The sequence below is a fragment of the Variovorax sp. Soil_C_17 genome, assembly GCF_057657265.1.
In genome coordinates this window covers 649,500-674,467 of the sequence record NZ_JBDGIT010000001.1, presented here as the reverse complement: position 1 = coordinate 674,467, position 24,968 = coordinate 649,500, and the positions used below count along the sequence as shown (strand labels likewise).

General features: G+C 70.6%; 24 protein-coding genes. 12 read left to right on the top strand and 12 right to left on the bottom strand.

Features of this window, described 5'->3' with window-relative positions:
- Positions 1–4: 4 nt before the first annotated feature.
- The 7 genes from AC3A6Y_RS03150 to AC3A6Y_RS03120 form a co-directional block, all read right to left on the bottom strand.
- Positions 5–289: a DUF2934 domain-containing protein gene (locus tag AC3A6Y_RS03150; protein WP_487866773.1), complete on the bottom strand. Its 285-nt coding sequence runs from the start codon at positions 287–289 to the stop codon at positions 5–7.
- A 133-nt stretch (positions 290–422) separates the two neighbouring features.
- Complete coding sequence (locus AC3A6Y_RS03145; RefSeq protein ID WP_487866772.1) at positions 423–788, bottom strand: hypothetical protein; 366 nt, start codon at positions 786–788, stop codon at positions 423–425.
- A gap of 107 nt (positions 789–895) precedes the next feature.
- Positions 896–2,200 (bottom strand): NAD(P)/FAD-dependent oxidoreductase, encoded by a 1,305-nt coding sequence (locus tag AC3A6Y_RS03140; protein ID WP_487866771.1) that lies wholly within the window; start codon positions 2,198–2,200, stop codon positions 896–898.
- A 1-nt stretch (position 2,201) separates the two neighbouring features.
- Entirely contained in the window at positions 2,202–3,578 is a 1,377-nt protein-coding gene (locus AC3A6Y_RS03135) for a homospermidine synthase (RefSeq protein WP_487866770.1), read from the bottom strand.
- A gap of 105 nt (positions 3,579–3,683) precedes the next feature.
- A complete protein-coding gene (locus tag AC3A6Y_RS03130; protein ID WP_487866769.1) occupies positions 3,684–3,962 on the bottom strand; it encodes a hypothetical protein in 279 nt (92 codons plus the stop codon).
- A gap of 89 nt (positions 3,963–4,051) precedes the next feature.
- Positions 4,052–6,139: a hypothetical protein gene (locus AC3A6Y_RS03125; RefSeq protein WP_487866768.1), complete on the bottom strand. Its 2,088-nt coding sequence runs from the start codon at positions 6,137–6,139 to the stop codon at positions 4,052–4,054.
- Between the two features lie 6 nt (positions 6,140–6,145).
- Positions 6,146–6,673 (bottom strand): protein-tyrosine phosphatase family protein, encoded by a 528-nt coding sequence (locus tag AC3A6Y_RS03120; protein ID WP_487866767.1) that lies wholly within the window; start codon positions 6,671–6,673, stop codon positions 6,146–6,148.
- Positions 6,674–6,865: 192 nt separating this feature from the next.
- Between AC3A6Y_RS03120 and AC3A6Y_RS03115 the strand changes: the two genes are divergently transcribed.
- On the top strand, positions 6,866–7,936 hold the full coding sequence (locus AC3A6Y_RS03115; protein WP_487866766.1) for a UDP-glucuronic acid decarboxylase family protein: 1,071 nt from the start codon (positions 6,866–6,868) through the stop codon (positions 7,934–7,936).
- On the opposite strand, the gene AC3A6Y_RS03110 is transcribed toward AC3A6Y_RS03115, so the two are convergent.
- The gene (locus tag AC3A6Y_RS03110) at positions 7,896–8,849 is read right to left on the bottom strand and encodes a glycosyl hydrolase (RefSeq protein ID WP_487866765.1); all 954 of its coding nucleotides are present in this window, start codon (positions 8,847–8,849) and stop codon (positions 7,896–7,898) included. The two genes, AC3A6Y_RS03115 and AC3A6Y_RS03110, sit on opposite strands and share 41 nt — an antisense overlap.
- Positions 8,846–9,997 carry an inositol-3-phosphate synthase gene (locus AC3A6Y_RS03105; RefSeq protein WP_487866764.1) on the bottom strand — a complete coding sequence of 384 codons (1,152 nt, stop codon included), beginning with the start codon at positions 9,995–9,997 and terminating at the stop codon, positions 8,846–8,848. Before AC3A6Y_RS03105 ends, AC3A6Y_RS03110 begins: the two co-directional genes overlap by 4 nt.
- Positions 9,998–10,210: 213 nt before the next feature.
- Between AC3A6Y_RS03105 and AC3A6Y_RS03100 the strand changes: the two genes are divergently transcribed.
- The 11 genes from AC3A6Y_RS03100 to AC3A6Y_RS03050 all read left to right on the top strand — a co-directional run bounded on the left by AC3A6Y_RS03100 (position 10,211) and on the right by AC3A6Y_RS03050 (position 22,583).
- Entirely contained in the window at positions 10,211–11,329 is a 1,119-nt protein-coding gene (locus AC3A6Y_RS03100) for an NAD-dependent epimerase/dehydratase family protein (RefSeq protein WP_487866763.1), read from the top strand.
- Positions 11,326–12,462, top strand: a complete 1,137-nt coding sequence (locus AC3A6Y_RS03095; RefSeq protein ID WP_487866762.1) for an NAD-dependent epimerase/dehydratase family protein — start codon at positions 11,326–11,328, stop codon at positions 12,460–12,462. Before AC3A6Y_RS03100 ends, AC3A6Y_RS03095 begins: the two co-directional genes overlap by 4 nt.
- Positions 12,444–13,400 (top strand): MDR/zinc-dependent alcohol dehydrogenase-like family protein, encoded by a 957-nt coding sequence (locus tag AC3A6Y_RS03090; RefSeq protein WP_487866761.1) that lies wholly within the window; start codon positions 12,444–12,446, stop codon positions 13,398–13,400. The genes AC3A6Y_RS03095 and AC3A6Y_RS03090 overlap by 19 nt, the downstream gene beginning before the upstream one ends.
- A gap of 21 nt (positions 13,401–13,421) precedes the next feature.
- Positions 13,422–14,468 (top strand): Gfo/Idh/MocA family protein, encoded by a 1,047-nt coding sequence (locus AC3A6Y_RS03085; protein WP_487866760.1) that lies wholly within the window; start codon positions 13,422–13,424, stop codon positions 14,466–14,468.
- Complete coding sequence (locus AC3A6Y_RS03080; RefSeq protein ID WP_487866759.1) at positions 14,458–15,591, top strand: glycosyltransferase family 4 protein; 1,134 nt, start codon at positions 14,458–14,460, stop codon at positions 15,589–15,591. The genes AC3A6Y_RS03085 and AC3A6Y_RS03080 overlap by 11 nt, the downstream gene beginning before the upstream one ends.
- The gene (locus AC3A6Y_RS03075; RefSeq protein ID WP_487866758.1) at positions 15,579–16,697 is read left to right on the top strand and encodes a CgeB family protein; all 1,119 of its coding nucleotides are present in this window, start codon (positions 15,579–15,581) and stop codon (positions 16,695–16,697) included. The genes AC3A6Y_RS03080 and AC3A6Y_RS03075 overlap by 13 nt, the downstream gene beginning before the upstream one ends.
- Positions 16,698–16,711: 14 nt before the next feature.
- Positions 16,712–17,809 (top strand): CgeB family protein, encoded by a 1,098-nt coding sequence (locus tag AC3A6Y_RS03070; RefSeq protein WP_487866757.1) that lies wholly within the window; start codon positions 16,712–16,714, stop codon positions 17,807–17,809.
- Between the two features lie 20 nt (positions 17,810–17,829).
- Positions 17,830–18,927 carry a CgeB family protein gene (locus AC3A6Y_RS03065; protein ID WP_487866756.1) on the top strand — a complete coding sequence of 366 codons (1,098 nt, stop codon included), beginning with the start codon at positions 17,830–17,832 and terminating at the stop codon, positions 18,925–18,927.
- A gap of 17 nt (positions 18,928–18,944) precedes the next feature.
- Positions 18,945–19,754: a TIGR04290 family methyltransferase gene (locus AC3A6Y_RS03060; protein WP_487866755.1), complete on the top strand. Its 810-nt coding sequence runs from the start codon at positions 18,945–18,947 to the stop codon at positions 19,752–19,754.
- Entirely contained in the window at positions 19,741–20,301 is a 561-nt protein-coding gene (locus AC3A6Y_RS03055) for a DUF1003 domain-containing protein (RefSeq protein ID WP_487866754.1), read from the top strand. Before AC3A6Y_RS03060 ends, AC3A6Y_RS03055 begins: the two co-directional genes overlap by 14 nt.
- Before the next feature lie 251 nt (positions 20,302–20,552).
- Entirely contained in the window at positions 20,553–22,583 is a 2,031-nt protein-coding gene (locus AC3A6Y_RS03050; RefSeq protein ID WP_487866753.1) for a hybrid sensor histidine kinase/response regulator, read from the top strand.
- A gap of 23 nt (positions 22,584–22,606) precedes the next feature.
- Here AC3A6Y_RS03050 and AC3A6Y_RS03045 read toward each other — a convergent pair whose 3' ends face one another.
- The 3 genes from AC3A6Y_RS03045 to AC3A6Y_RS03035 all read right to left on the bottom strand — a co-directional run bounded on the left by AC3A6Y_RS03045 (position 22,607) and on the right by AC3A6Y_RS03035 (position 24,946).
- Positions 22,607–22,990, bottom strand: a complete 384-nt coding sequence (locus AC3A6Y_RS03045) for a CBS domain-containing protein (RefSeq protein WP_487866752.1) — start codon at positions 22,988–22,990, stop codon at positions 22,607–22,609.
- A gap of 105 nt (positions 22,991–23,095) precedes the next feature.
- On the bottom strand, positions 23,096–24,487 hold the full coding sequence (locus AC3A6Y_RS03040; RefSeq protein ID WP_487866751.1) for a sigma-54-dependent transcriptional regulator: 1,392 nt from the start codon (positions 24,485–24,487) through the stop codon (positions 23,096–23,098).
- A gap of 81 nt (positions 24,488–24,568) precedes the next feature.
- A complete protein-coding gene (locus tag AC3A6Y_RS03035; RefSeq protein ID WP_487866750.1) occupies positions 24,569–24,946 on the bottom strand; it encodes a histidine kinase dimerization/phospho-acceptor domain-containing protein in 378 nt (125 codons plus the stop codon).
- Positions 24,947–24,968 lie beyond the last annotated feature (22 nt).

Sequence of the window (24,968 nt, the reverse complement as noted above, 5' to 3'; positions counted from 1 at the left end):
TTCGTCAGTGCCTGCCGCTGCTGTCCTCTTCTGCATCGATCGATCGCTCGGCTTCGAGCCAGTCCTCTTCTTCGTGACCCGCTTGACCGCCGCGGCGCAGATAGGCGGCATAAGCCGCTTCCCGGATGCGGGCCTCGCGCGAGGCATCCGGCTGCGCGGCCTCCTCGCTGCCGGCGCCTGCGTCGTCCGTGGCAATGTCGGCGGCCCTGACTTCCGCCTCGAGCGGCGGTACCTCGCTCGACGGCGGTTGCTCGATGGGCTCTTGTCCAGGTTTGATGGAGCGTTGCATGGGGTGTCTCCGGAAGAAGTGAAGGGGCTCTGGGGTCTGGCAAGGGCTCAGGGTCGAAGGTGAACGCCGCCCAGCCTCGCTCCACCGGCAAGCGGCGCGCCCGCTCCGCCGGTGCGGGCCTGGTGCGGCTCATTCAGCGCTTCTTCACGGGCGGCGCCTGGTCGGTCTCCGTCGTGCGGTTGGTCGAGCCGTCGCCGCCCGGATGCCGACCCGTCAGCCCGCCGGCCGTCCCCATTCCGGGCGTGCGCAGGTGACCCTCTCGCACGGCCTTGGGCGCGGAACTGGAAGCGCCTTCCGCGCGCCGCTCTTCACCCTGGCCCGCGTCGCGCTTGCGCGTGGCGGGCGGCTTGGCGCTGTTGCCTTCCACGGCCGGGGGTGCGGTTCCTTTCGGGTTGCCGGTCGGCTGGGCGATGGCCGGACCGATCGCTGCCGCCAGGGCCCAGAGGCCCCAGTGGAGGTTGGCGCTTCGGCGAAAACAGGAACTCAAGGACTGGGTCATGGGGGACTCCCGCTGGGTCTCGTCGCCTTCATGTTCGGCATTGGCGCGCCCCGCGGACCCGGCATCGGTCCCCTCTCCCTGTAGTCCAAAGCTGCATCGCAGCGACGCTACATCGCATCGCGCAGCCGGTAATAGAGCATGCCCAGCACCAGCGCCGGCGTTCGCAGCATGGCCCCTCCGGGGAACGCGCGATGCCGCAGCCGCGCGAACAGATCGAAGCGCTCCACCTGCCCCGCGATCGCCTCGGCGGCCAGCTTGCCGGCCATGCCGGCCATCGCCACGCCATGGCCCGAGAAGCCCTGCAGGTAGTAGATGTTGGGATGCAGCCGGCCGAAGTCCGGCGCCTTGTTCATCGTGATGTCGACGAAGCCGCCCCACGCATGCTCGATCTTCAGGTCCGCGAGCTGCGGGAACACGCCGAGCATGCTGCCGCGTATCTTGTCGATCAGGTTGCGCGGCGTCTTCGCGCTGTAGCTGTCGCCGGAGCCGAAGAGCAGCCGGTCGTCGGCGCTCAGGCGGAAGTAGTCGAGCACGAAGTTGGTGTCGGACGCAGCGGCCCGGCTCTGGATGAGCGCATCGGCGCGGCTGCGGCCCATCGGCTCGGTGGCGATCATGTAGGTGCCCACCGGCATGATGCGCGACGACACCTCCGGCGCGACGTCGTCGCCGTACTCCGCGAGGTACACGTTGCCGGCCAGCAGCACGAAGTCGCAATGCACTTCGCCCTGTGCGGTGCGCACCACCGGCCGGCTGCCGCGCTCGATCACCTGCACGGCCGAGTTCTCATGCATGCGGACGCCCGCGGCGCGTGCTGCGGCGGCCAGTCCCAGGCAGTACTTCAAGGGATGGAGGTGGCCGGAGCCGGCGTCGAACGCGCCCGAGTCGAAGCGCCTGCTGGACAGCCAGCATCCGATGTCGCTGCCCTCGATCCATTGGAGCGGATAGCCGTAGACCTGCATGACGTGGTCCATCCATGCGCGCAAGGCGCGCGACTTCGCCGGCTTGACCGACAGGCTCAGAAAGCCGTCCTGCCAGTCGCAGTCGATGTGGTGGCCGGCGATGCGCTCGCGCAGCAGGTGCAGGCCCTCGACCGAGACCTCCCAGGCGCGCCGCGCATCTTCGCGCGAGAACTGCTTCTCGATCGCGGCCTCGCCGTCCGAGCCGAAGCCGACGATCACCTGCCCGCCATTGCGGCCGGAAGCGCCCCATCCGATGCGCTGCGCTTCCAGCAGCGTCACCGCGTAGCCGCGCGCCGCCAGCTCCAGCGCCGCCGACACGCCCGCGTAGCCGCCACCCACCACGCACACGTCCGCCGATGCGACCTTCGACAGCGGCTCCGCCGGCGCCGGGCGCGCCACGCTCGCCTCGTAGTAGGAGTTCTCGACGACGCCGAGTTCCTTGCGCAACAGCAATTCAGCTCACCCGGAAGTTGAGGAACTGCCAGGGGTCGTCGAGGTCCTTCTCCTCGTCGAAAAGCGGGCTGCGGTCCCTCAGCGGCGTCCAGTCGCCCCAGACGCCCACCACCTCGCCGAGATAGGGCAGCGCCGTTTCCAGCACCGTGCGGTGATCGAGCTCGTCGGGTTCGACCAGGCCTGCATCCGGATGGCGCAGCGCCCACGCCATGCCGCCCAGGATGCCCGCCACCACCTGCAGGCTGGTGGCGTTGTTGAAGGGTGCGAGCGCGCGTGCCTGCTCGATGGTGAGCCGCGAGCCGAACCAGTACACGCCGCGCGGATGCCCCATCAGCAGCACGCCCAGCTCGTCCATGCCCGAGGTGATCTCGTCGCGCACGATGCGGTGCCGGTGCTGCAGCTGCCAGTTCTTTCCGGACATCTCGTGCAGCGAGAGCACGGCGTCGTCGCAGGGGTGATAGGCGTAGTGCACCGTGGGGCGGTAGACGACCTCCCCGTCCTTGCGCAGGCTCAGGTGGTCCGCGATCGAGATCGACTCGGCATGCGTCACCAGGAAGCCGTGGTAGGGGCCTTCCAGCGGCGTCCAGCTGCGCACCCGGGTCGCGAGCCCCGGACGGCGAAGGTAGATGGCGGCGTCGCTGCCGAAGCCGTGCCGTTCTGCATCCGCGGGCCAGTGCCGCTCATGCGTGCCCCAGCCCAGCTCGGCAGGCTGCAGGCCTTCGTCGACGAAGCCCTGGACGGACCAGGTGTTGACGAATTCGGCGCGCTGCTTGCGTTCCTTCGGCATCTGCGTGTCGCGCTCGGCGACGTGGATGACTTTGATCCCCAGCTTCTGCGCCAGCGCCGCCCATTCCTCGTAGCTCGCCGGCATCTCGTCGAGCTGCATCTGGTGGTCCGCGGCCATGTTGAGCAGGGCCTGCTTCACCAGCGCCGAGGCCAGTCCCGGATTGGCGCCTTGCGTCACCACCGCCGTGGGCCCGTTGCGCTTGTCCATCCTGTAGGCCAGCAGTTCCTCGCGCAGGCTGTAGTTGGAGCGACGGGACAGCGGCAGCGACGGGTCGTCGTAGCGCCCGCCCCAGGGCTCGTTGCAGGTGTCGAGGTAGAGGACGCCGTGTTGCCGGCACAGCCTGATCAGCGCGAGGCTCGAGACGTCGACCGAGAGATTGAGCAGAAAGCCGCCCTTGATCAGCAGCGGCTCGAGCACGGCGGCATGGTTGCCTTCTTCCAGCTTCGCGGCGATCACTTCCACGCCGTACTCGGCGGCGACGCCGCTCTCGTCCTCCCGGGTCTTGACGATCTTCACGTCCGACGGATCGAGCTCGAAGTGCCGCAGCAGCAGGGGAAGAACCGCCTGGCCCATGGCGCCGAATCCGACCATGAGCAGCCCCTTCAGCCGTGTCTTCGAATTGCCCCTGACCATCGCTTTCCTGGAAAGTTGTACTGCAGGATTTACACGCAAGCCGACTGCGCCCCTGCAGCGCGATCAGTCGTTGCCTTGCAGCTGCCGCTCGTCGATCAGATCACGCGCCTTGCGGGCCAGCGCCTGCATCGCGCTGCTGCCGTTGCGGTGGCGTGCAGACAGCATGACCCGGCACACGAAGACCGACTGTTCGTAGAGGTCCGCATGCCCGGAGACGATGCCTTCGGCATTGGCACCGTCCAGCTCCACCTTGACCTTCCAGCCCAGGTAGTCGAAGTCGTACGACGCCTTGTGGATCGCTCCCTGTTCGACCGGTGCCGCGTTGCTGGCCGGGCTTGTCATTCCACCTCCACGGTTTCGGCGGCGGCACGATGCCGGCCGTCCGATCCGGGAGAAAGTGGCAAGCTCCATGCCAGCCTCCGCCGCCCTGTTCAGGCGCCGCCGATGCCGACCGTCACGTGCCCGGTGCCGCCGCAGTCGGGGCAAGGCTCGCCGCCGGAGATGCTTCCGCTGCCGCCGCAGCGGCGGCAGATCCCTTCACCGGTTCCCGGCGTGCCGGGGCGCGCCTCGTCGCCGGGCCTCGGCGTGGTGGGCTCGATCGCCGCGCCCGGATCTTCCTCGCCCGCGACCGACGAACCGCCCGCGTCCACCGGCGGCACGGCCTGCTGTTGCTGCTGCTGGCCGGGTTGCTTCCGTTGCTGTTCCATGTCGCCTCCTGAAGCTAGGGGGACAACATCTCGCGTCTGCATGCATCGCGGCGCGGGCGCAGAGGCCGTGCCGGAGTCGGACGGTTTCCTGCGCGCCGGTGTGGCCGGCGACGGCGCGGCGAGCGCCGCGCGCAAGGCCTCTTCGTAGCGTGCGGCAGCGGCTTGCATCGGCGGGTCGGCCGCGGCGCCCGAGGCCATCGCTTCATGGCAGCGGCCGAGCTCGAAGGCCAAATAGCACAGCCGGCTGAAGCACAGCAGCGCCGGGTCCGGCGCGCGGCCGCAGCGCGCGACCAGGCGCGCCACCTCGTCGTTCGAAAGCGCGAACTCCACGGCCGCCCCCGCGATGTCCCAGGCGAGATCCTGGCAGCCGACCAGGTCATGCGCCGCATGGTGGTCGACCGCGTCCGTCTTGAGGATGAGCGTGCCCGCCGTGAGCCACTCCCATGCCTGCATCCGGTTGTCGGTCTCGACGCGGCAAAGCGCGCGCGACAGGCGCTCCAGTGCCGGCTCCCACGCATCCCAGGCCGCGGCGAGCGCGGCGCCGAGCACGGCCTGGGTATTGAAGCGGCCCATCTCGAAGAGGCTGCGCACCGAGGCGCCCGCGCTTTCGGAAGCCGGGAACGAACGTGCACGAAAGCCCAGGTAGTCGCCGATGCGATCGATCAGCCGCAGGCGCAGATCGCCGGTGGGACGCGCCGGCATCGGCAGGAGATCGTCGCGCCAGCGCTCGACCACGAAGCCGTGGCACAGCCCCGCGGGCGGGACCACGAAACCGGCCGCGGCCAAGGCCTTGGCGCGCAGGTACTTGCGCTCTCCTTCCAGGCCGAGTCCGATGAACTTCACCAGCCAGCGGCCTTTCGCGGTCTCCGCGAGGAACTTGCGGCGCTCCCGGGCGGGATGCACCGGCGGCGCTTCACCGGCGGGGCGGCTCTGGAGTCCGCGCCAGCGTCCGCCCGAGATGTCCTGCAGCTGCGCCCGCAGCGGCCCGACCAGCGGGGCGATCCAGTTCTCCAGGCGATGCGCCGATCGCCGCGGCCGCAGGATGGCCCGTTCGAAGCTCGCGGCGTGCACCTGCGCGCCGGCCCACACCGCGCGCACCTCCGGGCTCGCCATCGCGCCGGGCCCCATCGCATGACCGGCGAAGAAATGAAGGCGCCCGGGCGCGACGCCCGCGTCGAGGAGCCACCGTCCCACCGCCGCCATCGAGGAGCCCGAGAGGCCGGGCCCCTCGTCGACCACCGCGAATGCCGCCGCGTGCATGTCGATCGCCCTCGCGTCTGCCGCCAGCCGCCGCGCGAACGGATGCCCGCTCGGCCGCACGGTCCTCGGACATGGCGCACCGAGGCCTGCCGCGGCCATCGCGGCCAGGCTGGTGCCGATGCTCCGGATGCCGAACACCTGCCACGACGACGCGTGCAGCTGCCGCGCCGCTTCCAGGTAGCTCTCGGGATAGAGCGCGTAGTAGGCGTAGCCCTCGGGGCGCTTCAGTTCGATCGGCTCCTGCGGCAGGCGGTCCGCGCAAGCGGCAAGCGTGGCGGCGGGCACGCAGCCGTCCATCTCGAAATCGCTGTCCCACGAGCGCGCGCAGCACTCGGCCAGCGTGCGCACCAGCGACATCGCGGCATCGGCCGTGCCGTGCTGCGCATCGGCCAGCCCCTGCGCGAACTCGCCGGCCTCGACCAACGCGCCGACGAGGCGTGCGTGCCGTTCGAGTCCCGGCGGCAGCAGCGCGAGCTCCCGCAGGCTGCGCCGCAGGCGGGCGAGCACGGCGGCGGCGTCTTCATGGCGGACGGCGTCTGCATAGATGAGCATCGCGCACTAGGGCTCGCGCCGCGCATAGGCGAGCGCCTGGAACTCGTCGAAGCTCGGCAGCTGCCAATCGACATCGCTGGTCGAACGATGGTGCTCCAGCCATGCGCACCAGCAGGCGAACTGCTCCGGAGACGGCGACACCAGCGGGCGCTGCTTCTTCATGAGCGCGAGTGCGTCGAGCGGCGCATGGCCCCGCTGCACCAGCACGCACAGTGCGAGCGTGGCCGAGCGGCCGATCCCGTACTCGCAATGAATCAGCACGCGCTGCCCGGCGTCCCGGAATGCGTTGACGAAACGGATGCCGCGATCGAGATCGGACATGGCCACGCCGCACATGTCCTCGGTCGGCAGGTGCAGCAGCGCGATGCCGTGCCGGCGCAGCACGAGAACGTCCGGCTGCGCTTCGCCGCGCAGATCGACCACCGCCTGAATGCCGTGCTCGCGCGCGAGCCCTTCCGCGCGTTCGCTGGGAAAGCTCCCACCGACGGCGAGCGTGTCGTCGATCCAGCTGAAGTTCGGCTGCCAGGTGTTCACGGCATACGCATCCGGTTTCGACAGACCCTAACGCCTTTGCGCGCGGCGCGGTGCGAGCGGCAGCTCATCAATAGGGTCAACCGCGCCGAAGGATGTCGTCCGGTATCTCGCCAGCCAAAACTCTGCTAGGTTTTTTTGCACCTCAACCCCCGCACTTCAACCTTCAACCTTCAACTTCAGCGAGTCCACGCCATGCGCATCTACAACGCCCAACGTCGCATCCTCGTCACCGGCGGTGCCGGCTTCCTCGGCAGCCATCTGTGCGAGAAGCTGCTCGCCGAAGGCCACGAGGTGCTGTGCGTCGACAACTTCTTCACCGGCACCAAGCGCAACATCGAGCACCTGCTGGCGCATCCGCGCTTCGAGCTCATGCGCCACGACGTCACCTTCCCGCTGTACGTCGAGGTCGACCAGATCTACAACCTCGCCTGCCCCGCGTCGCCGGTGCACTACCAGCACGATCCGGTGCAGACCACCAAGACCAGCGTGCACGGCGCCATCAACATGCTCGGGCTGGCCAAGCGCCTGCATGCGCGCATCCTGCAGGCCTCCACCAGCGAGGTCTATGGCGACCCGGACACCCATCCGCAGCCCGAGAGCTACTGGGGCCGCGTCAATCCCATCGGCATCCGCAGCTGCTACGACGAAGGCAAGCGCTGCGCCGAGACGCTGTTTTTCGACTACCACCGCCAGCATGCCGTGGACATCCGCGTGGCGCGCATCTTCAACACCTACGGCCCGCGCATGCATCCCAACGACGGGCGCGTGGTGTCCAACTTCATCGTGCAGGCGCTGCGCGGCGAACCCATCACCATCTACGGCGAGGGCCGCCAGACGCGCAGCTTCTGCTTCGTCGACGACCTCATCGAGGGCCTGCACCGCTTCATGGAATCCGAGACTGCCGGCATCGGTCCCGTGAACATCGGCAACCCGGGCGAGTTCACCATCCGCGAGCTGGCCGAGCACGTGATCCGCCTCACCGGCTCGCGCTCGAAGCTGAGCTTCGCTCCCTTGCCTTCGGACGATCCGTTGCAGCGGCAGCCCCGCATCGAGCTCGCGCGCGACACCCTCGGCTGGCAGCCTCGCATCCAGCTCGAGGAAGGGTTGACGAAAACCATCGCCTACTTCGACCGCCTGCTCGGCGAAACCGCCGGCCTGCAGGCGACTGCCGCGAGCGCGCCGCAGCACCTGGCACCTGCCGTGGCCGGCGTGCCCAAGCACCTCAAGCCGCGGGCGAAGGCGCGTCGCGCTGCGCAGGCGTGAGAAGCGCCTGCCGCACACCGAGCAGGTCCGGCGCATAGCGCCGGACCATCCGCGCGCAGAACTCCGCATACTCGCCGGCCACCAGCGGCGGGCTCGTGTGGTGCGGGGCCACGCCGCGGTGCTCGGGCGTGAAGCAGAAGGTCAGCGTCACCTCGAAGTCTTCGAGCGCACGCATCTGCCGGTCGAACCAGCGGTCCGCACCGGGGCGAAAGCTGTCGGCCCAGCTCAGGCCCGTGCGCAGCCGCCGCACGCCGAGGCGCCGCAGCCATTGCACCGCATCGTCGAGCCGATGGTCCTCGAAGTGGAACCACTGGCAGATGCCCATTTCGGGCGTGTAGGCCTCGAACTGCCGGCAGGCCCGCTTGGGCGAGCCGTCCTCGCGCAGCAGCCCCATGTGGAAGTGCCGGTAGTAGCTCGACCCCTCGGCTTCGCGATGCCGCGTCGTGGCCGGCCAGGCCTTCGGCAGGTCGTAGAGCGAGTACCAGTGGATGCGCGGCACGCGGCCCATCAGCAGCTCGGCCGTGCGCCGCAGCCCGAACTCCTGCACCTCCTCGGCGCCGAAGGTGGAGATGCCCACTTCCGTGACCCACACCGGCAAGGGCGTCACGGCCTCGATCTCGGCGATTCGCGCGGGCCACTCGTCGATCTGCCAGTGGTTCCAGTCGAGCGGGAAGCCATGCACCGCCACCGCATCGAGCCCGTCGAGCACGCCCTGGTCGCGCAGCCGCTGCATGAAGAAGGGATCGATCGGCGAGATGCCGCCGAGCACCTGGGTCAGCTCGCCGCTCTCCGTGCGGACCGCGGCCGAGGCTTCCTTGACCATCGCGCCATACGCGGTCCATGCCGGATCGAGTTCGAGGTCCCAGTGCGACTTGTTGTTGGGCTCGTTCCAGAACTTGACGGCTTCGATCATGTCTGGCTGCTCTTGCTTTCGGGCGGAACGATCGCTTCCTCGGCGGCACCGGCCGGCCGCGCCGGCGCGAGCGCCTCGGCATCGCCGCGGATGAAGGCTTCGACCAGCTCGCGCGCCTCGTCGTCGGTGAACTGCTGCGGCGGCGACTTCATGAAATAGCTGGCCGGCGCCAGCACCGGGCCGCCGATGCCGCGGTCGAGCGCCAGCTTGGCGCAGCGCACCGCGTCGATCACCACGCCGGCGGAGTTCGGCGAGTCCCACACCTCCAGCTTGATCTCGCAGTTGAGCGGCACGTCGCCGAAGGTGGTGCCCTCCATGCGGATGTAGCACCACTTGCGGTCCGTGAGCCAGGGCACGTGATCGCTCGGCCCCACGTGCACGTTCTCCGCCTTCATCGGGTTGCCCAGCTGGCTGGTCACCGCCTGCGTCTTCGAGATCTTCTTGGACACCAGGCGCTCGCGCTCCAGCATGTTGAGGAAGTCGGTGTTGCCGCCGAAGTTGAGCTGGTAGGTCCGATCGAGCTGCACGCCGCGCTTGCGGAACAGGTCGGTGAGGATGCGGTGCACGATGGTCGCGCCCACCTGCGACTTGATGTCGTCGCCGATCACCGGCAGGCCGCGCTCCGCGAAGCGCTGCTGCCATCGGCTGGACGAGGCGATGAACACCGGCACGCAATTCACGAAGGCGCAGCCTGCCTCCAGCACTTGCTCCACATACCACTCGGTGGCCTTGGTCGAGCCCACCGGCAGATACGAGACCACCACGTCCGTGCCGCTGTCCCGGAGCACCTGCGCGACGTTCACCGGCTTGGCGCGGGCCTGCGGCACCACGCCGCGCAGGTACTTGCCGATGCCGTCGAGCGTCGGGCCGCGCTGCACCGCGACGCCCAGCGGCGGCACCTGCGCGAAGCGGATCGTGTTGTTGGGCGCCTGCAGGATCGCCTCGCCGAGGTCGAGTCCCACCTTGCCCGCATGCACGTCGAAGGCTGCGCTGAACTCGATGTCGCCCGGACGGTAGCCCGCGAGATCGATGTGCATCAGGCCCGGCACGAAGGCGGTGCCCGAGGCTTCGCCGTAGAAGTGGACGCCCTGCACCAGCGACGAGGCGCAATTGCCGACGCCGATGATCGCGACGCGAATCTTGTTCATGGATCGATGACCTCTCTGTGGATGCGAGCCTCCATCATGTGCGCGCACGTCGCGTACACCAGCTCAGCAGTGGCGTAACGAAGCTTTGTTCCTACATCTGCGTCAGTTGCATCGCACAGAAGAGAGGGCCTCCGCACACCACGCTCGGGCCCTCGGTCGACCCGCTCATGCACAGCCGGCCGACCCGTCAACAAGACAAGAACAGGGACCTTCATGTCGCAGCTCGTACTCATTACCGGCGGGGCCGGCTTCATCGGCTCTCACCTCGCGGACGAACTTCTTGCGCGCAGCCTTCGCGTGCGCGTCCTCGACAACCTCGCGTCGCAAGTGCATGGCAGCGATGCACGAAGACCCGACTACCTCGACCCCGAGGTGGAGCTGGTGCATGGCGACGTGTGCGACCCCACGGCGATGCGCAGCGCGCTGCGCGGCGTCGATGCCGTCTTCCACTTCGCTTCCGCGGTCGGCGTCGGGCAGAGCATGTACGAGGTGGTGCACTACACGCGCACCAACAACCTCGGCACCGCGGTGCTGCTCGAGGCCTTGATCGAGAAGCCGGTCGCGCAGCTGATCGTGGCCTCCAGCATGAGCCTCTACGGAGAGGGCCTGTACCGCACGGCGCGCGGCGAGACGCGCGTGGTGGGCGAGCGTTCGCTCGAGCAGCTGCGCCGCGGCGAGTGGGAATGGCGCGACGAGGATGGCGCAGCGCTCCTGCCCGCGCCCACGCCCGAGACCAAGGCGCCGGCGCTGGCCTCGGTGTACGCGCTCTCCAAGCTGGACCAGGAGCGCATGTGCCTGATGATCGCCCGCGCCTACGGGATGAAGGCCGTGGCGCTGCGCTTCTTCAATGCCTACGGGCCGCGGCAGGCGCTGTCGAACCCCTACACCGGCGTGCTGGCGATCTTCGCCTCGCGCCTGCTGAACGACAGCGCGCCGCGCATCTTCGAAGACGGCTGGCAGCAGCGCGACTTCGTCAGCGTCTACGACATCGCCCGCGCCTGCCGGCTCGCGCTGGAGACTCCGGCGGCGGCGGGCGAGGTCTTCAACATCGGCAGCGGCGAAGCCCGCACCGTGCGCGAGATCGCGCAGCGACTGGCCGCGGTGACCGGCAGGGAGCACCTGCAGCCGGAGATCACGGGCAAGTACCGCGTGGGCGACATCCGGCACTGCTTCGCCGACATCTCGAAGGCGCGCGACATCCTGGGCTACACGCCGCAGGTGAAGCTCGACGACGGCCTGGCCGAGCTGGCCGCCTGGCTCGAAGGGCAGGCGGCCGTCGACCGCGTGGCGCAGGCGAGCGCCGAACTCGATGCACGGGGGCTCGCCATATGACGCGCGCCAACGGCAGCAAGGTCAGTGTGCTCAACGGCAGCGCGGCCCGGGAGGGCCTCACGCTCATCACCGGCGGCGCCGGCTTCGTCGGCGCGAACCTCGCGCATCGGCTGTTGTCCGAAAAGCAGCCGGTGCTCGTGCTCGACAACCTGTCGCGCGCCGGCGTCGAGCACAACCTGGCCTGGCTGCGCGACACCCATCGCGAAGGGCTGGAGATCGCCATCGCCGACGTGCGCGATGCGAAGGCGGTGGAGCGTGCCGTCGCGCGTGCGCGCCGCGTGTTCCACTTCGCGGCGCAGGTGGCGGTCACCACCAGCCTGGTCGATCCCCGCGAGGACTTCTCGATCAACGCGCAGGGCACGCTCAACGTGCTGGAGGCCGCGCGTTCGCAGCGCGTGCCGCCTTCGGTCGTCATGACCTCGACCAACAAGGTCTACGGCGGCCTGGAGGACGTTGCGCTCGAGCTGCGCGGCCAGCGCTACGCGCCGGTGTCGCAGGAGCTTGCCGCCCACGGCATTCCGGAGTCGCGCCCGCTCGACTTCCACAGCCCCTACGGCTGCTCGAAGGGCACCGCCGACCAGTACGTGCACGACTACGCGCGCAGCTTCGGCCTGAAGACGGTGGTCTTCCGCATGAGCTGCATCTACGGGCGGCACCAGTTCGGCACCGAGGACCAGGGCTGGGTCGCGCATTTCCTGCTGCGCGCGCTGGACCGCGTGCCGATCACGATCTACGGCGACGGCCGGCAGGTGCGCGACATCCTCTTCGTCGACGACCTGGTCGAGGCCTTCCTGCTGGCCGATCGGCATGTCGAGCGGCTCTCGGGCCAGGCCTTCAACATCGGCGGCGGCCCGGGCAACGTCATCAGCCTGCTGGACCTGCTCCAGCACATCGAGCGGCTCGAGGGCGCGCGGCCGCGCACCGAGGCCGGCGGCTGGCGCACGGGCGACCAGCGCTACTACGTCTCGGACATCCGCCGCTTCCGGGAGGCCACCGGCTGGGCGCCGCGGATCGGCGCCGCCGACGGCATCGAGCGGCTTCATCGCTGGCTGTGCGAGATGCGCGCGGCTGCGCCGGGCTTGGCGGCGGACCTGCGCACTGGCTGGGAGCCCCGATGCTTGCCGGCGTCATAAGCGCGCCGCGCGAGCTCACGCTGGCGCGCGTGGAGCGGCCCGCACCCGGCCCGGGGCAGGTGCTGCTGCGCCTGGAAGGCTCGGGCGTGTGCGCATCGAGCCTGCCGCTGTGGGAGGGCCGCTCGTGGTTCGAGTACCCGCAGGCGGCAGGTGCGCCCGGACACGAAGGCTGGGGCCGCATCGCGGCGGTCGGCGAGGGCGTGCAAGGCCTGCGCAAGGGCATGCGGGTCGCCGCGCTGAGCTATCGCGCGCACGCCGAGTACGACGTCGCGGATGCCGCGGCGGTGGTGCCGATTCCGCCCGAGCTCGACCATGCCGTCATGCCGGGCGAGCCGCTCGGCTGTGCCGTGAACATCTTCCGGCGCAGCGGCATCGAAGCCGGTCAGACCGTGGCCATCGTCGGCATCGGCTTTCTCGGAGCCCTGCTCACGCGGCTGGCGTCGAATGCCGGTGCGCGCGTGATCGCCATCTCGCGCCGGCCCTTCGCGCTGGAGGTCGCGCGCCAAGCCGGCGCTGCCGAGACCCTCCTCATGGACGATCACGCACGCATCCTGCAGGAAGCGAAGCGGCTCACCGAAGGGCGCTGGTGCGAGCGCGTGATCGAGGCGGTCGGCTTGCAGTGGCCGCTCGACCTCGCCGGCGAGCTCACGGCCGAGCGCGGACGGCTCGTGATCGCGGGCTATCACCAGGACGGCGTGCGCCAGGTCAACCTGCAGCTGTGGAACTGGCGCGGCATCGACGTCGTCAACGCGCACGAGCGCGACCCGGCCCGCTATGTCGAAGGCATTCGCGCCGCGATCGACCTGATGGCCGCGGGCGTGCTCGACCCCGCGCCGCTGATCACGCATCGCCTTCCGCTCGACCGGCTCGGCGAAGCGCTGGAGCTCACGCGCCGGCGGCCCGACGGTTTTCTCAAGGCCGTGGTCACCAGCACCTGACATGGGAGGAGGAGGAAGGAAGTGAGCGAACTGATGGTCGAGGGGGCGCCGGCAAGCCCTGCCGTCGCCCCGCCTGCCGCCACGCGCAGGCCGCGCCTGGGCTTCCTCGGCGTGGGCTGGATCGGCCGGCACCGCATGGAGGCCATCGCCGCGGACGGCGCGGCCGAGGTCGCCGCGCTGTGCGATGCCGGGCCCGAGGCGCTCGGCGCCGCGCTGGCGGCGCATCCGCGGGCGGCGCCGGCATCGTCCTTCGATGCGCTGCTCGGCGAGGCGCTCGACGGCATCGTGATCGCGACGCCGAGCGCGCTGCATGCGCAGCAGGCCGAAGCCGCGCTGGCCCGCGGCCTCGCCGTCTTCTGCCAGAAACCGCTGGGCCGCACGGCCGTGGAGAGCACCTGCGTCATCGATGCGGCGCGCCAGGCCGGGCTGCTGCTGGCGGTCGACCTCTCCTATCGCCACACCGCCGCGATGCGCCGGGTGCGCGAGCTGGTGGCCGGCGGCGCGATCGGCGAGGTGTACGCGGTCGACCTGGTCTTCCACAACGCCTACGGGCCCGACAAGCCGTGGTTCCGCGATCCGCTGCGCTCGGGCGGCGGCTGCGTCATCGACCTGGGCATCCATCTCGTGGACCTGGCGCTGTGGACGCTCGGCTTTCCGCGCGTGCTCGACGTTCGGAGCACGCTGTGGGCGCAAGGCCGCCGGCTCGGCACCCGGCCGTCGGTGGTGGAAGACCATGCCATCGCACAACTCGAGCTGGGCGGCGGCGCGACCGCGCGGCTCGCCTGCTCGTGGAACCTGCACGCCGGCTGCGATGCCGTCATCGGGGCAACTTTCCACGGCACGCGCGGCGGCGCGCGCCTGCGCAACCTGCGCGGCTCCTTCTACGACTTCGTGGCCGAGCGCCTGGACGGCACGCAGGCCACGCTGCTGGCCGAGCCGCCCGACGACTGGGGCGGCCGCGCCGCCGTTCACTGGGCCCGCCGCCTCGCGGCCGGCGCGGGCTTCGATCCCGAGGTGGCGCGCGTGGCCGAGGTGGCAGCGGTGCTGGATGCGATCTATGGCCGCTGAACGCCCGCTCCACGTCCTGATGACGGCCGACTGCGTCGGCGGCGTCTGGGCCCATGCGCTGGAACTGGCGGCAGGGCTCGGCGCGCTGGGCGTGCGCGTCACACTGGCCAGCATGGGAGCGCGCCTGAGCGCGGCGCAGCGCGCGCAGGCGGCGGGCATTCCGGCGTTGTCGCTGCACGAGAGCGCGTGGCGGCTCGAATGGATGGACGACCCCTGGGCCGATGTCGCCGGCGCGGGCCGCTGGCTGCAGCAGCTCGACGATGCGCTGCGTCCCGACGTGCTGCACCTCAACCAGTTCGCCTTCGGCGCCCTGCGCTTTCGGGCACCCACGCTCGTGGTGGCGCATTCGTGCGTGCTGTCGTGGTGGCGCGCGGTGCGTGGCGGCAGCGCGCCAGCGCACTTTGACCGCTACCGGCACGTGGTGGCCGCGGGCCTGGCCGGCGCCGGCCTGGTCGCTGCGCCGACGCGCGCCATGCTCGACGCGCTGGCCGAGCACCACGGGCTTGCGCGGCCCGGCCTGGTGCTGCCCAACGGGCGCAGTCCCCTTGTCTACCGCCCTTCGGCCAAGCAGCCGATGGTGCTGTCGGCGGGGCGCCTGTGGGACGAGGCCAAGAACCTGGCCGCGCTCGAGGCCGTGGCCCCGGAGCTCCCCTGGCCGGTGTACGTGGCCGGTGCAACGCGCAACCCCGGCGGCGGCACGCGCGAGACGCGCGCCGTGCAAGCGCTCGGCGAGCTCTCGCCTTCAGCGCTGGCGGTGCGGATGTCGCAGGCCGCGATCTATGCCTTGCCCGCGCGCTACGAGCCCTTCGGCCAGAGCGCGCTCGAGGCGGCGCTGTCGGGCTGCGCGCTGGTGCTCGGCGACATCGGCAGCCTGCGCGAGCTGTGGGGACCGGCCGCGCTCTACGTGGCACCCGACGACCACGACGCCCTTCGAGATGCGCTCCTGCGCCTGATCGCGCAGCCGTCGCTGCGCGACGCACTGGCGCGCAGCGCGCGTGCCCGCGCGCTGCGCTTCACGCCCGCGCGCATGGCGCACGCCTATCGCCGCGCCTACCGCCAACTCATCGCGCACGCCTCGCCGCCGCGCGCGCCACGCATGGAGGCGTTCTCATGCGCGTCGTGATCTTCTGCCACTCGCTCGTGTCCGACTGGAACCATGGCAATGCCCACTTCCTGCGCGGCGTCTGCAGCGAGCTCGTCGCGCGCGGCCATGCGCTCGCGGTCTACGAACCGCGGGACGCCTGGAGCCGCGTGAACCTGCAGGCCGAGCACGGCGAGCAAGCGCTCGCGGCCTTCGCCCGCGCCTACCCGGAGCTGCGCAGCCGCTTCTACGACGAGGCCACGCTCGACCTCGACGAGGCGCTGGACGGCGCCGACCTGGTGCTCGTGCACGAGTGGAACACGCATGCGCTGGTGCGGCGCATCGGCCTGCACCGCCGTGCCCACCGGCACTACCGCCTGCTGTTCCACGACACGCACCACCGGAGCAAGACCGATGCGCTGGGCATGGCCCGCTACGACCTGTCGGACTACGACGGCGTGCTCGCTTTCGGCAACGTGATCCGCGACCTGTACCGCGCCCGCGGCTGGGCGCGCCGGGCATGGACCTGGCACGAGGCGGCGGACGTGCGCCGCTTCCGCCCCATCGAAGGCCTCGCGCGCGAGGGCGACCTGGTGTGGATCGGCAACTGGGGCGACGACGAGCGCGAGGCCGAGCTCGGCGAGTTCCTGCTGGAGCCGGTGCGGCAGCTCGGCCTGAAGGCGCGCATCCACGGCGTGCGCTATCCGGCGCATGCGCTCGCGCGGCTGCAGCAGGCCGGCATCGATTACGGCGGCTGGCTGCCCAACCACGAGGCGCCGCGCGTCTTCGCGCATTTCGCGCTCACCGTGCACGTGCCGCGCCGGCCCTATGCGAAGGCCTTGCCCGGCATCCCGACCATCCGCATGTTCGAGGCGCTGGCCTGCGGCATTCCGCTGGTCTCGGCGCCCTGGGACGACGTCGAGGCGCTGTTCGATCCCGGCCGCGACTACCTCGTGGCGGCCGATGGCCGGGCCATGAAGCGGCACCTGCGCACCCTGCTGGCCGACCCCGAAGCCCGGCGCGAGCTGTCGGCGCACGGGCGGCGCACCGTGCTCGGGCGCCACACCTGCGCGCACCGCGTGGACGAGCTGCTCGGCATTCATGCCGGGCTCCAGCCGGCCGCGCACGCCGCACCCGGCATTGCGTGAACCAAAGGAAGAACATGGACATCGCCTTCTTCGCCTCCAGCCTGGTCTCGGCCTACTGGAACGGTGCCGCGACCTACTACCGCGGCATCGTGCGCGCGCTGCACGAGCGCGGCCATCGCGTGCGCTTCTACGAACCCGACGCCTACGGGCGCCAGCAGCACCGGGACATCGAGGACCCCGACTGGGCCGAGGTGATCGTCTACCCCGGCGAAGGCGAGCATCACGCGCTGCGCATGGTCGAGCAGGCCCGCGGCGCCGACCTGGTGGTCAAGGCCAGCGGCGTCGGCGTGTTCGATGCGCTGCTGGAGGCCGCGGTGCTCGACCTCAAGAGCCCTTCCACGCGCGTCGCGTTCTGGGATGTGGACGCGCCCGCCACGCTCGACCGCATGCGGGCCGATCCGGCCGACCCCTTCCGCGCGCTGGTGCCCGGCTACGACCTCGTGCTCACCTACGGCGGCGGCGAGCCGGTGGTGGCCGCCTACGAGCGCTTCGGTGCCCGGCGCTGCGTGCCCATCTACAACGCGCTCGATCCGGCCACCCACCACCCGGTCGAGCCGCTGCCGCACTTCGTGGCGGACCTGTCCTTCCTGGGCAACCGGCTGCCGGACCGAGAGGCACGGGTGAGCGAGTTCTTCCTGCATGCCGCCGCCCGGCTGCCCGAGGCCCGCTTCCTGCTCGGCGGCAGCGGCTGGGAGGACAAGGCGATGCCCAGCAACGTGAAGTACATCGGCCACGTCTACACGGCCGACCACAACGCCTTCAATGCCACGCCGAAGGCGGTGCTCAACGTCAGCCGCGAGAGCATGGCGCGCTACGGCTTCTCGCCGGCGACGCGCGTGTTCGAGGCGGCCGGCGCCGGCGCCTGCCTCATCACCGATGCGTGGGAGGGCATCGAGCTCTTCCTGGAGCCGGAGCGCGAGGTGCTGGTCGCGTCCAGCGGCGAGGAAGTGGCCGCGCACCTGGAGCGCCTGGACCCGGCGGCCGCCCACCGGATCGGGCTGGCCGCCTGCAAGCGCCTGCTGGCGCAGCACACCTACGCGCACCGCGCCGCGCAGCTGGAGGCCCTGCTCGAAGGCCGGGAGACGGCGCGCGTCGTGGAGCTGGCGCATTGAGCCGCCGGGGAGGCCCATCCATGAATCCCGGCCCGCTGCGCATCGCGATCATCGGCCTGTCGATCACCTCGTCCTGGGGCAACGGCCATGCGACCACTTACCGCGGCCTGGTGCGCGAGCTGGCCGCGCGCGGGCACGACGTGCTCTTCCTCGAATGCGACGTCCCCTGGTACGCCGGCCATCGCGACCTGCCGCAGCCGCCCTTCGGCCGCACGGTGCTCTACCAGGACCTGAAGGCGCTGCAGCGCCTCCATGCGGCGGACATCGGCGCGGCGGACCTGGTGATCGTCGGTTCCTTCGTGCGCGACGGCGTCGCGGTCGGCGACTGGGTCCAGGCCGAGGCCTCGGGCCTCACGGCCTTCTACGACATCGACACGCCGGTCACGCTCGCGCGCCTGCGCGAACCGCCGCCCGGCGAGGCGCCCTACCTCGAGGCGCGGCAAGTGGCCGGCTACGACCTGTACCTCTCCTTCACTGGCGGCCCCACGCTGGCCAGGCTGGAACGCGAATTCGGCTCGCCCGCGGCCCGGGTGCTCCACTGCGCCGTCGACCCCACGCTCTATTTCCCCGAGCCCTTGCCGATGCAGTGGGACCTGGGCTACATGGGGACCTACAGCGACGACCGGCAGCCGCGCGTCGAGCGCATGCTCCTGCAGCCGGCCCGGCAGTGGCACGCGGGCCGCTTCGCCGTCGCCGGGGCGAAATACCCGAACGGCATCGACTGGCCCGCCACCGTGCAGCACATCCAGCACTTGCCGCCGGCCGAGCATCGCGCCTTCTACAACCGCCAGCGCTTCACGCTCAACGTGACGCGCGACGACATGATCGAAGCCGGCTGGTCGCCCAGCGTGCGGCTGTTCGAGGCGGCGGCCTGCGGCACGCCGATCGTCAGCGACCGGTGGGAGGGCATCGAGACCCTGCTCGAGCCCGGGCGCGAGATCTTCCTCGCCGACTCGGCGGCCGAGGTGCTGCGCCTGCTGCGCGAGCTGCCCGAGGACGAGCGCCGCTCGGTGGGCGAGCGGGCGCGCAGCCGCATCCTGGCCCAGCACACGGCCGCGCATCGCGCCGTGCAGCTCGAAGGCTATGTGCGCGCGCTGCATGCGCGCGAGGCAGCATGAAGGAGCGCGCGGCAGCCATGTCCACCAGCCCCAAGCCCCGATCCCCGGACGCCGACGCGCTGCAGCGCCGCATCGACGCGCTCGCGCCCTGGTTCCACAACCTCCACCTGCCGGGCGGGGTGCAGACCTTGCCGCACCATTTTCTCGGCGGCGACTTCCCGCGCTTCAAGTGGCAGCAGATCGAACCCTTCGTGCCGGCCGACCTGGGCGGCTGGCGCGTGCTGGACGTCGGCTGCAATGCCGGCTTCTACAGCTTCGAGCTCGCGCGCCGCGGCGCCTCGGTGCTGGGCATCGACGTCGATGCGCACTACCTGGCGCAGGCGCGCTGGGCGGCGCACGAGTTCGGGCTGGAAGCGCAGGTGGAGTTCCGCCGCATGGAGGTCTACGAGATCGCCCACTCGGAGGAAACGTTCGACCTCGTGTGGTTCATGGGCGTCTTCTATCACCTGCGCTACCCGCTGCTGGCGCTGGACCTGCTGGCCCGCCGCACGCGGCGGCTCATGATGTTCCAGACACTCACCATGCCGGGCGATTCGGTGTACGCCCGCACGGCCGACTGCCCGATCGAGGACCGCACGCCGCTCCTGGAGTCGGGCTGGCCGCGCATGGCCTTCATCGAGCACCGGCTGGCAGGCGATCCGACCAACTGGTGGGCGCCCAACCATGCCGCGGTCGAGGCCATGCTGCGGTCGAGCGGCCTGCGGGTGGAGGCACGCCCGGGGCACGAGATCTATCTTTGCGCGCCCGACGAAGCGGCGGCGCGCGCGCGTGCGCTGTACGCGTCGCAGTTCGACGCGGCAGCCGGAGCGATCCGTGAGCGCGGATGATCCCGCGGCCGCGCAGCCGCCGGACCCGGGCGGCGCCGGCGAGATGGCCGGCCTGGTAGACCGCAACATCGAGGCGCTGGTCGAGCGGCGCCGAAAGGAACAGCGCGAGACCGCCCTGCAGGACCGGATCGCCGATGCGATCACCGCCTTTGCGGGCAGCATGAAGTTCGTCTACCTGCACCTGCTCGTCTACGGCACGTGGATCGTGGTCAACCTCGGCTGGGTGCCGCCGGTGCCCCGCTTCGATCCCACCTTCGTGGTGCTCGCCATGGTGGCCTCGGTGGAGGCCATCTTCATCTCCACCTTCGTGCTGGTGAGCCAGAACCGCATGGCCGCGCAGGCCGACCAGCGCGCCGACCTGGACCTGCAGATCAGCCTGCTCGCCGAGCACGAGATCACGCGCCTGGTCACGCTCGTCGGCGAGATGGCCCGCCGCATGGGCGTGCCCGAGGCGCACGACCCGGAGCTCCAGGAACTGGAGCGCGATGTCGCGCCCGAGCAGGTGCTCGACCGCATGCAGCAGAGCGAGCGCAAGCTCGGTGAATGAAATGCCGGCACGAGAAAATTCACCCCGCTGGGCCAGAAGGTACTCCAGTGCCGCCGCACCGGGAAATGAGCCCCCGGCTCGCATAATCGACACCGGCCTGAGGCGGCGAGCACGGCCCAGGCCCCCACGGACCGAGCCATGAACGACCTCACGCCTGACCACATCGAGGAAGCGCATTCCGAGCTCATCGACGACGCCGTCCTGATCGAGCAGCAGCACCTGATCGCCGGATGTCGCGGAAAGGTCCGGCCATGACGGGCATCTCCTTGGGCGAGCTGCACCTGAAGCTGTTGGAGCATCTGGGGCTCCCCTCGGCGCTGATCGACGCCGGGCACGACATCGTGCATCTGTCCGCCGGCGCGGCGCAGCTGCTGCAGCACACGGCCGGCGAGCCGGCCCGCAACCTGCTGCGGCTGGTCCCCTCGGCCCTGCGTGCCGAGCTGCGGACCGCGCTGGACCGGGCCGCGCAGAGCGGCGAGGTGGTCGAGACGCCCAGGGTGCAGGTGCCTGCCGGCGGCGAGGCCTGGGTGATTGGCATGCGGGTGGTCCCGGTCAAGGAGGGCCGCCATGACATGACGCTGGTGCTCTTCGACTTCAAAGCCCGCGGCGCAGCGCCTTCGCCGGTGCCGCAGGCGCACTCCCACCCGCCGCTCGAGACCCAGGCCGACGAGCTCGCGAATGCCGAGAAGGCCGCGCAGGCGGCGGAAGCGCTGCGCCGCAGCGAGGAGCGGCTGCGCCTGGTGGTGGAGAACGCGCGCGACTACGCCATCTTCTCCACCGACCTCGAACGCGTCATCACCAGCTGGAACAAGGGCGCCGAACGACTGCTGGGCTACACCGAAGCCGAGGCGTTGGGGCGGCCGGCCGACATCATCTTCACCGACGAGGACCGGCGCGCCGGAGCGCCTGCGCAGGAAGCCCGGACCGCGTTGACCGAGGAAAGAGCGGCCGACGAGCGTTTCCACGTGTGCAAGGACGGCATCCGCTTCTGGGGCAGCGGCTTGCTGATGCGCATGCAGGACAGCTCCGGCGGGGCTGTCGGCTTCGTGAAGATCCTGCGCGACCAGACGCAGGCGCGCGAAGCGCAGGCGGCGCTCAAGCGCAGCCAGGCCGAGCTGATGCACGCGCTGCAGGAGAACGAGGCCGCGCGCACCCGGCTGGAGGAAGCCGACGCTGCCAAGGACCGCTTCCTGGCCGTGCTCTCGCACGAGCTGCGCAACCCGCTGGCCGCCGTGAGCAGCGCCGCCGCCCTGCTGACCGACGAATCGAGCACGCCGCAGCAGCGCGAGCAGGCGGCTCTTATCGTGAAGCGCCAGTCCCGCACCATGAAGGTCCTGCTCGACGACCTGCTGGACGTGTCGCGCCTGACCGTGGGCCAGCTCGAGCTGCACCTGCAGGACGTGGCCGTCTCCAGCGTCGTCGAGGCGGCGCTGGAGACGGCCGAGCCGCTGCTGAAGGCCGCGGAGCATCGGCTCTCGACCCGCCTGCCGAACCAGCCCGTTTACGTGCGCGTCGACCCGCTGCGCATGGCCCAGGTCATCGTCAACCTGCTGACCAACGCGGCCAAGTACACCGCGCCGGGCGGCGAGGTGTCGCTGCAGGTGGAAGCGGGTGATGGCGAGGTGGCGATCGTGGTGAGCGACAACGGCGTCGGCATGGCGCCCGAGACGATCGACCGCATCTTCGATCTCTACGCCCAGGGGCCTGCCGCGGCGCATCGCAACAACGACGGCCTGGGCGTGGGCCTGGCGCTGGTGCGCAACATCATCAGGCTGCACGGCGGCCAGGTAGAGGCCGAAAGCGAGGGCCCTGGCAAGGGCAGCCGTTTCCGCGTGCGGCTGCCGCTCGGCAGCGCGCAGGCCGCCGCGCCGCAGCCGCCGGCAGCGACCCCCGCCGGGCTCGGCAGGACGCGGGTGCTGATCGTCGACGACAACGAGGACGCCGCGTGGACCCTGTCCATGCTGCTGAAAGCCGCAGGACACGAGACGGCGGTCGCCGCGAGCGGCCCGGAAGCCCTCGTCGCGGCGGAGCGCGCCATGCCCGAGGTGGCCGTGCTGGACATCGGCATGCCGGGCATGAACGGCATCGAGGTGGCCGAGCGGCTGCGCACGATGACATCGGGCGAAAAGCTGGTGGTGATTGCGCTCACCGGCTGGGGCAGCGAGACGGACGGCATGAATCTGCTGGCGCGCGGCTTCGATACACATCTGACCAAGCCGATCGAGCCGGATCGGTTGATCGCCGCGATCGCAAAGTTGCTGGAGGACCGGCGCCCGGCGTAGCGGAGTGCGGCCGCCCGCCCCGGTCAGTGCGACCAGGCATGGGCCTCGCTCGGCTCGCCCAGCAGCAGCATGCCCACCAGTTGCCGCCGGCGGTCGACCACCGGCAGGCGCCGCATCCGCGCATGGCGCATCCGGGCGATGACCTCGTCGATCGACTCGTCCTCGTAGCAGCAGAGCAGCTCGGCGCTCATCAGGTAGCCCAGCGGGGTGTTGGCCAGCGGCAACCCGCGGGCGACGCCGCGCACCGCGATGTCGCGGTCGCTGACGATGCCCACCAGCCGGCCGGCCTCGCAGACCGGGATCACGGCCACGCCGAACTCGGCCATCACCTGGGCCGCGGCCTGGGCGGAATCTCGCGGCGACATCGCGCGGACGCCCCGCGTCATGTGGTCGGAGACTGTGGTCATGAAGTGGCTTCCGTTCTGCGGGCAAGGATGCACGGCGGTGCGCATTCCTGCACCCGGCCGGCAATCGGCATGCCCGCAGGCCCGCTGCGCTCCGGCGGCAGCGCCTCAGAGCCGGTATTCCTTGAGCCGGTTGTAGAGCGTCTTCATGCTGATGCCCAGCAGCGCCGCCGTGCGCTCCTTGTGCTGCCCGCAATAGTCGAAGGTCGCCAGGATGAGCTGCCGCTCCGCCTCCGCCAGCGGCGTCCCCACCCGGATGCTGAGCGCCGGGTGGCCGCCCGCCGGCTCCCCGGCCCGTGGCGGCTCGGCCCCCGGGCGCTGCGGCGGCCTCGGCGCTTCCGTGCCGGCGAGCTTCGGCAGCCATTCGCCGTCGATCTCCGCGCCCGCGGCCATGACCCACGCGCGCTGCACGGCGTTGCGCAGCTCCCGCACGTTGCCCGGCCAGGGATAGGCCTTGAGCCGCTCCATTGCCTCGGGCGTGAAGCGCTTGGTGGTCTGCTCCTGGCGCGCCAGTTCGTCGAGGAAGCTGCGCGCCAGGAGCGGGATGTCGCCGGCGCGCTCGCGCAACGGCGGCAGCGAGATCGGGAACACGTTCAGCCGGTACAGCAGGTCTTCGCGCAGGCCGCCGCGCATCACGGCTTCCGCGGCGTCGCGGTTGGTGGCCGCGATGATGCGCACGTCGGTCTGCTGCAGCTGCGTGGAGCCCACGCGCATGAAGGTGCCGTTCTCCAGCACCCGCAGCAGCTTCACCTGGAGGTTGAGCGGCATCTCCGTCACCTCGTCGAGGAACAGGGTGCCGCCGTGCGCCCGCTCGAAGAAGCCCTGGTGCTGGCGCTCGGCGCCCGTGAAGCTGCCGCGCTCGTGGCCGAAGATCTCGCTTTCGATCAGGTGCGGCGAAATTGCACCGCAATTGACGGCAAGAAAGGGCTGCTCGCGCCGCCGGCTGAGCTCGTGCACCGCCTTGGCCACCAGCTCCTTGCCGGTGCCGCTCTCGCCGTGGATGAAGACGCTGACCGCCGTCTCCGCCACCCGCGCGATCTGGCGGTAGACGCTCTGCATGGCCTCCGAGGCGCCGATCAGCGAGCCGAAGCGGCCCGTCTCGCGCCATTGCTCGGTGATCTCCGCCAGCTCGGCGCGCAGCTGGGAGGGGCGGATCAGGCGCGACAGCAGGCCCTTGAGGTGCTGCGGATTCACGGGCTTCACCAGGTAGTCGGCCGCGCCGAGGCGCAGCGCCCGGATCGAGGTCTCCAGGCTGGCCTGGCCGGTCATCAGCACCACTTCGGTGTCGGACAGCAGGCCGGTGTCCTCGAACAGGTCGAGCCCGCTGCCGTCGGGCAGGTGCAGGTCCAGGAGCAGGAGGTCGGGTTGCTGCATGGCGAGGAAGCGGCGCGCATCGCCGATCGTCGTGGCAATGGCCACGGAGTGGCCTTCGCGCTTGACCAGGGTGGCCAGCATGCGGCCGGAGTCGTCGTCGTCTTCAACGATGAGCGCGTGTCCCAACTTGCCGTCTCCTTGCTCTCCGCTCCTCTGAATGACACCAGGGTTTGTTTGAAGATCATGACCGCATGCCGCACATGCGGGCTACGGCTTGTCGCCGAGACGCTGTGCGGCTTCGCGCAAGGATTCTGTCAGTGCCGTCATACGGCTGAGCTGCCTCGCGATCACCTGCCGGGCCTGGGCCTGGAGCTCGGGATCGTCACCGGATGTTTCCAGCAGCTCCAGCGCTGCGGCCGCGGCGCCGATCGGCGTGCGAAACGCGTGGTCGAGGCGGCTGGCTTCCTTGGCATGGGCGGCGAGCGTCTGGCGCAGCCCCTCCAGCTGGGACTCCGCCTCGGCCTCGGCCTCGTTCTCGGCACGCGCGGCACGGCCGAGGGCGGTGGCGGCGGCGAGGCTTGCCGCCAGACCCAGCACTGCGAAGAACGCGGTACGGGCGGCGAAGACGAAGGCGCTCTGTCTCATGCTGCGAGTGTCCGGCAAAGCG

Excerpts from the sequence above, each read along its gene's own strand:
- AC3A6Y_RS03150 (WP_487866773.1), bottom strand. The coding sequence starts at position 289 with ATGCAACGCTCCATCAAACCTGGACAAGAGCCCATCGAGCAACCGCCG.
- AC3A6Y_RS03145 (WP_487866772.1), bottom strand. The coding sequence starts at position 788 with ATGACCCAGTCCTTGAGTTCCTGTTTTCGCCGAAGCGCCAACCTCCAC.
- AC3A6Y_RS03135 (WP_487866770.1), bottom strand. The coding sequence starts at position 3,578 with ATGGTCGGATTCGGCGCCATGGGCCAGGCGGTTCTTCCCCTGCTGCTG.
- AC3A6Y_RS03130 (WP_487866769.1), bottom strand. The coding sequence starts at position 3,962 with ATGACAAGCCCGGCCAGCAACGCGGCACCGGTCGAACAGGGAGCGATC.
- AC3A6Y_RS03125 (WP_487866768.1), bottom strand. The coding sequence starts at position 6,139 with ATGCTCATCTATGCAGACGCCGTCCGCCATGAAGACGCCGCCGCCGTG.
- AC3A6Y_RS03115 (WP_487866766.1), top strand. The coding sequence starts at position 6,866 with ATGCGCATCTACAACGCCCAACGTCGCATCCTCGTCACCGGCGGTGCC.
- AC3A6Y_RS03110 (WP_487866765.1), bottom strand. The coding sequence starts at position 8,849 with ATGATCGAAGCCGTCAAGTTCTGGAACGAGCCCAACAACAAGTCGCAC.
- AC3A6Y_RS03105 (WP_487866764.1), bottom strand. The coding sequence starts at position 9,997 with ATGAACAAGATTCGCGTCGCGATCATCGGCGTCGGCAATTGCGCCTCG.
- AC3A6Y_RS03100 (WP_487866763.1), top strand. The coding sequence starts at position 10,211 with ATGTCGCAGCTCGTACTCATTACCGGCGGGGCCGGCTTCATCGGCTCT.
- AC3A6Y_RS03095 (WP_487866762.1), top strand. The coding sequence starts at position 11,326 with ATGACGCGCGCCAACGGCAGCAAGGTCAGTGTGCTCAACGGCAGCGCG.
- AC3A6Y_RS03090 (WP_487866761.1), top strand. The coding sequence starts at position 12,444 with ATGCTTGCCGGCGTCATAAGCGCGCCGCGCGAGCTCACGCTGGCGCGC.
- AC3A6Y_RS03080 (WP_487866759.1), top strand. The coding sequence starts at position 14,458 with ATGGCCGCTGAACGCCCGCTCCACGTCCTGATGACGGCCGACTGCGTC.
- AC3A6Y_RS03075 (WP_487866758.1), top strand. The coding sequence starts at position 15,579 with ATGCGCGTCGTGATCTTCTGCCACTCGCTCGTGTCCGACTGGAACCAT.
- AC3A6Y_RS03070 (WP_487866757.1), top strand. The coding sequence starts at position 16,712 with ATGGACATCGCCTTCTTCGCCTCCAGCCTGGTCTCGGCCTACTGGAAC.
- AC3A6Y_RS03065 (WP_487866756.1), top strand. The coding sequence starts at position 17,830 with ATGAATCCCGGCCCGCTGCGCATCGCGATCATCGGCCTGTCGATCACC.
- AC3A6Y_RS03060 (WP_487866755.1), top strand. The coding sequence starts at position 18,945 with ATGTCCACCAGCCCCAAGCCCCGATCCCCGGACGCCGACGCGCTGCAG.
- AC3A6Y_RS03050 (WP_487866753.1), top strand. The coding sequence starts at position 20,553 with ATGACGGGCATCTCCTTGGGCGAGCTGCACCTGAAGCTGTTGGAGCAT.
- AC3A6Y_RS03045 (WP_487866752.1), bottom strand. The coding sequence starts at position 22,990 with ATGACCACAGTCTCCGACCACATGACGCGGGGCGTCCGCGCGATGTCG.
- AC3A6Y_RS03035 (WP_487866750.1), bottom strand. The coding sequence starts at position 24,946 with ATGAGACAGAGCGCCTTCGTCTTCGCCGCCCGTACCGCGTTCTTCGCA.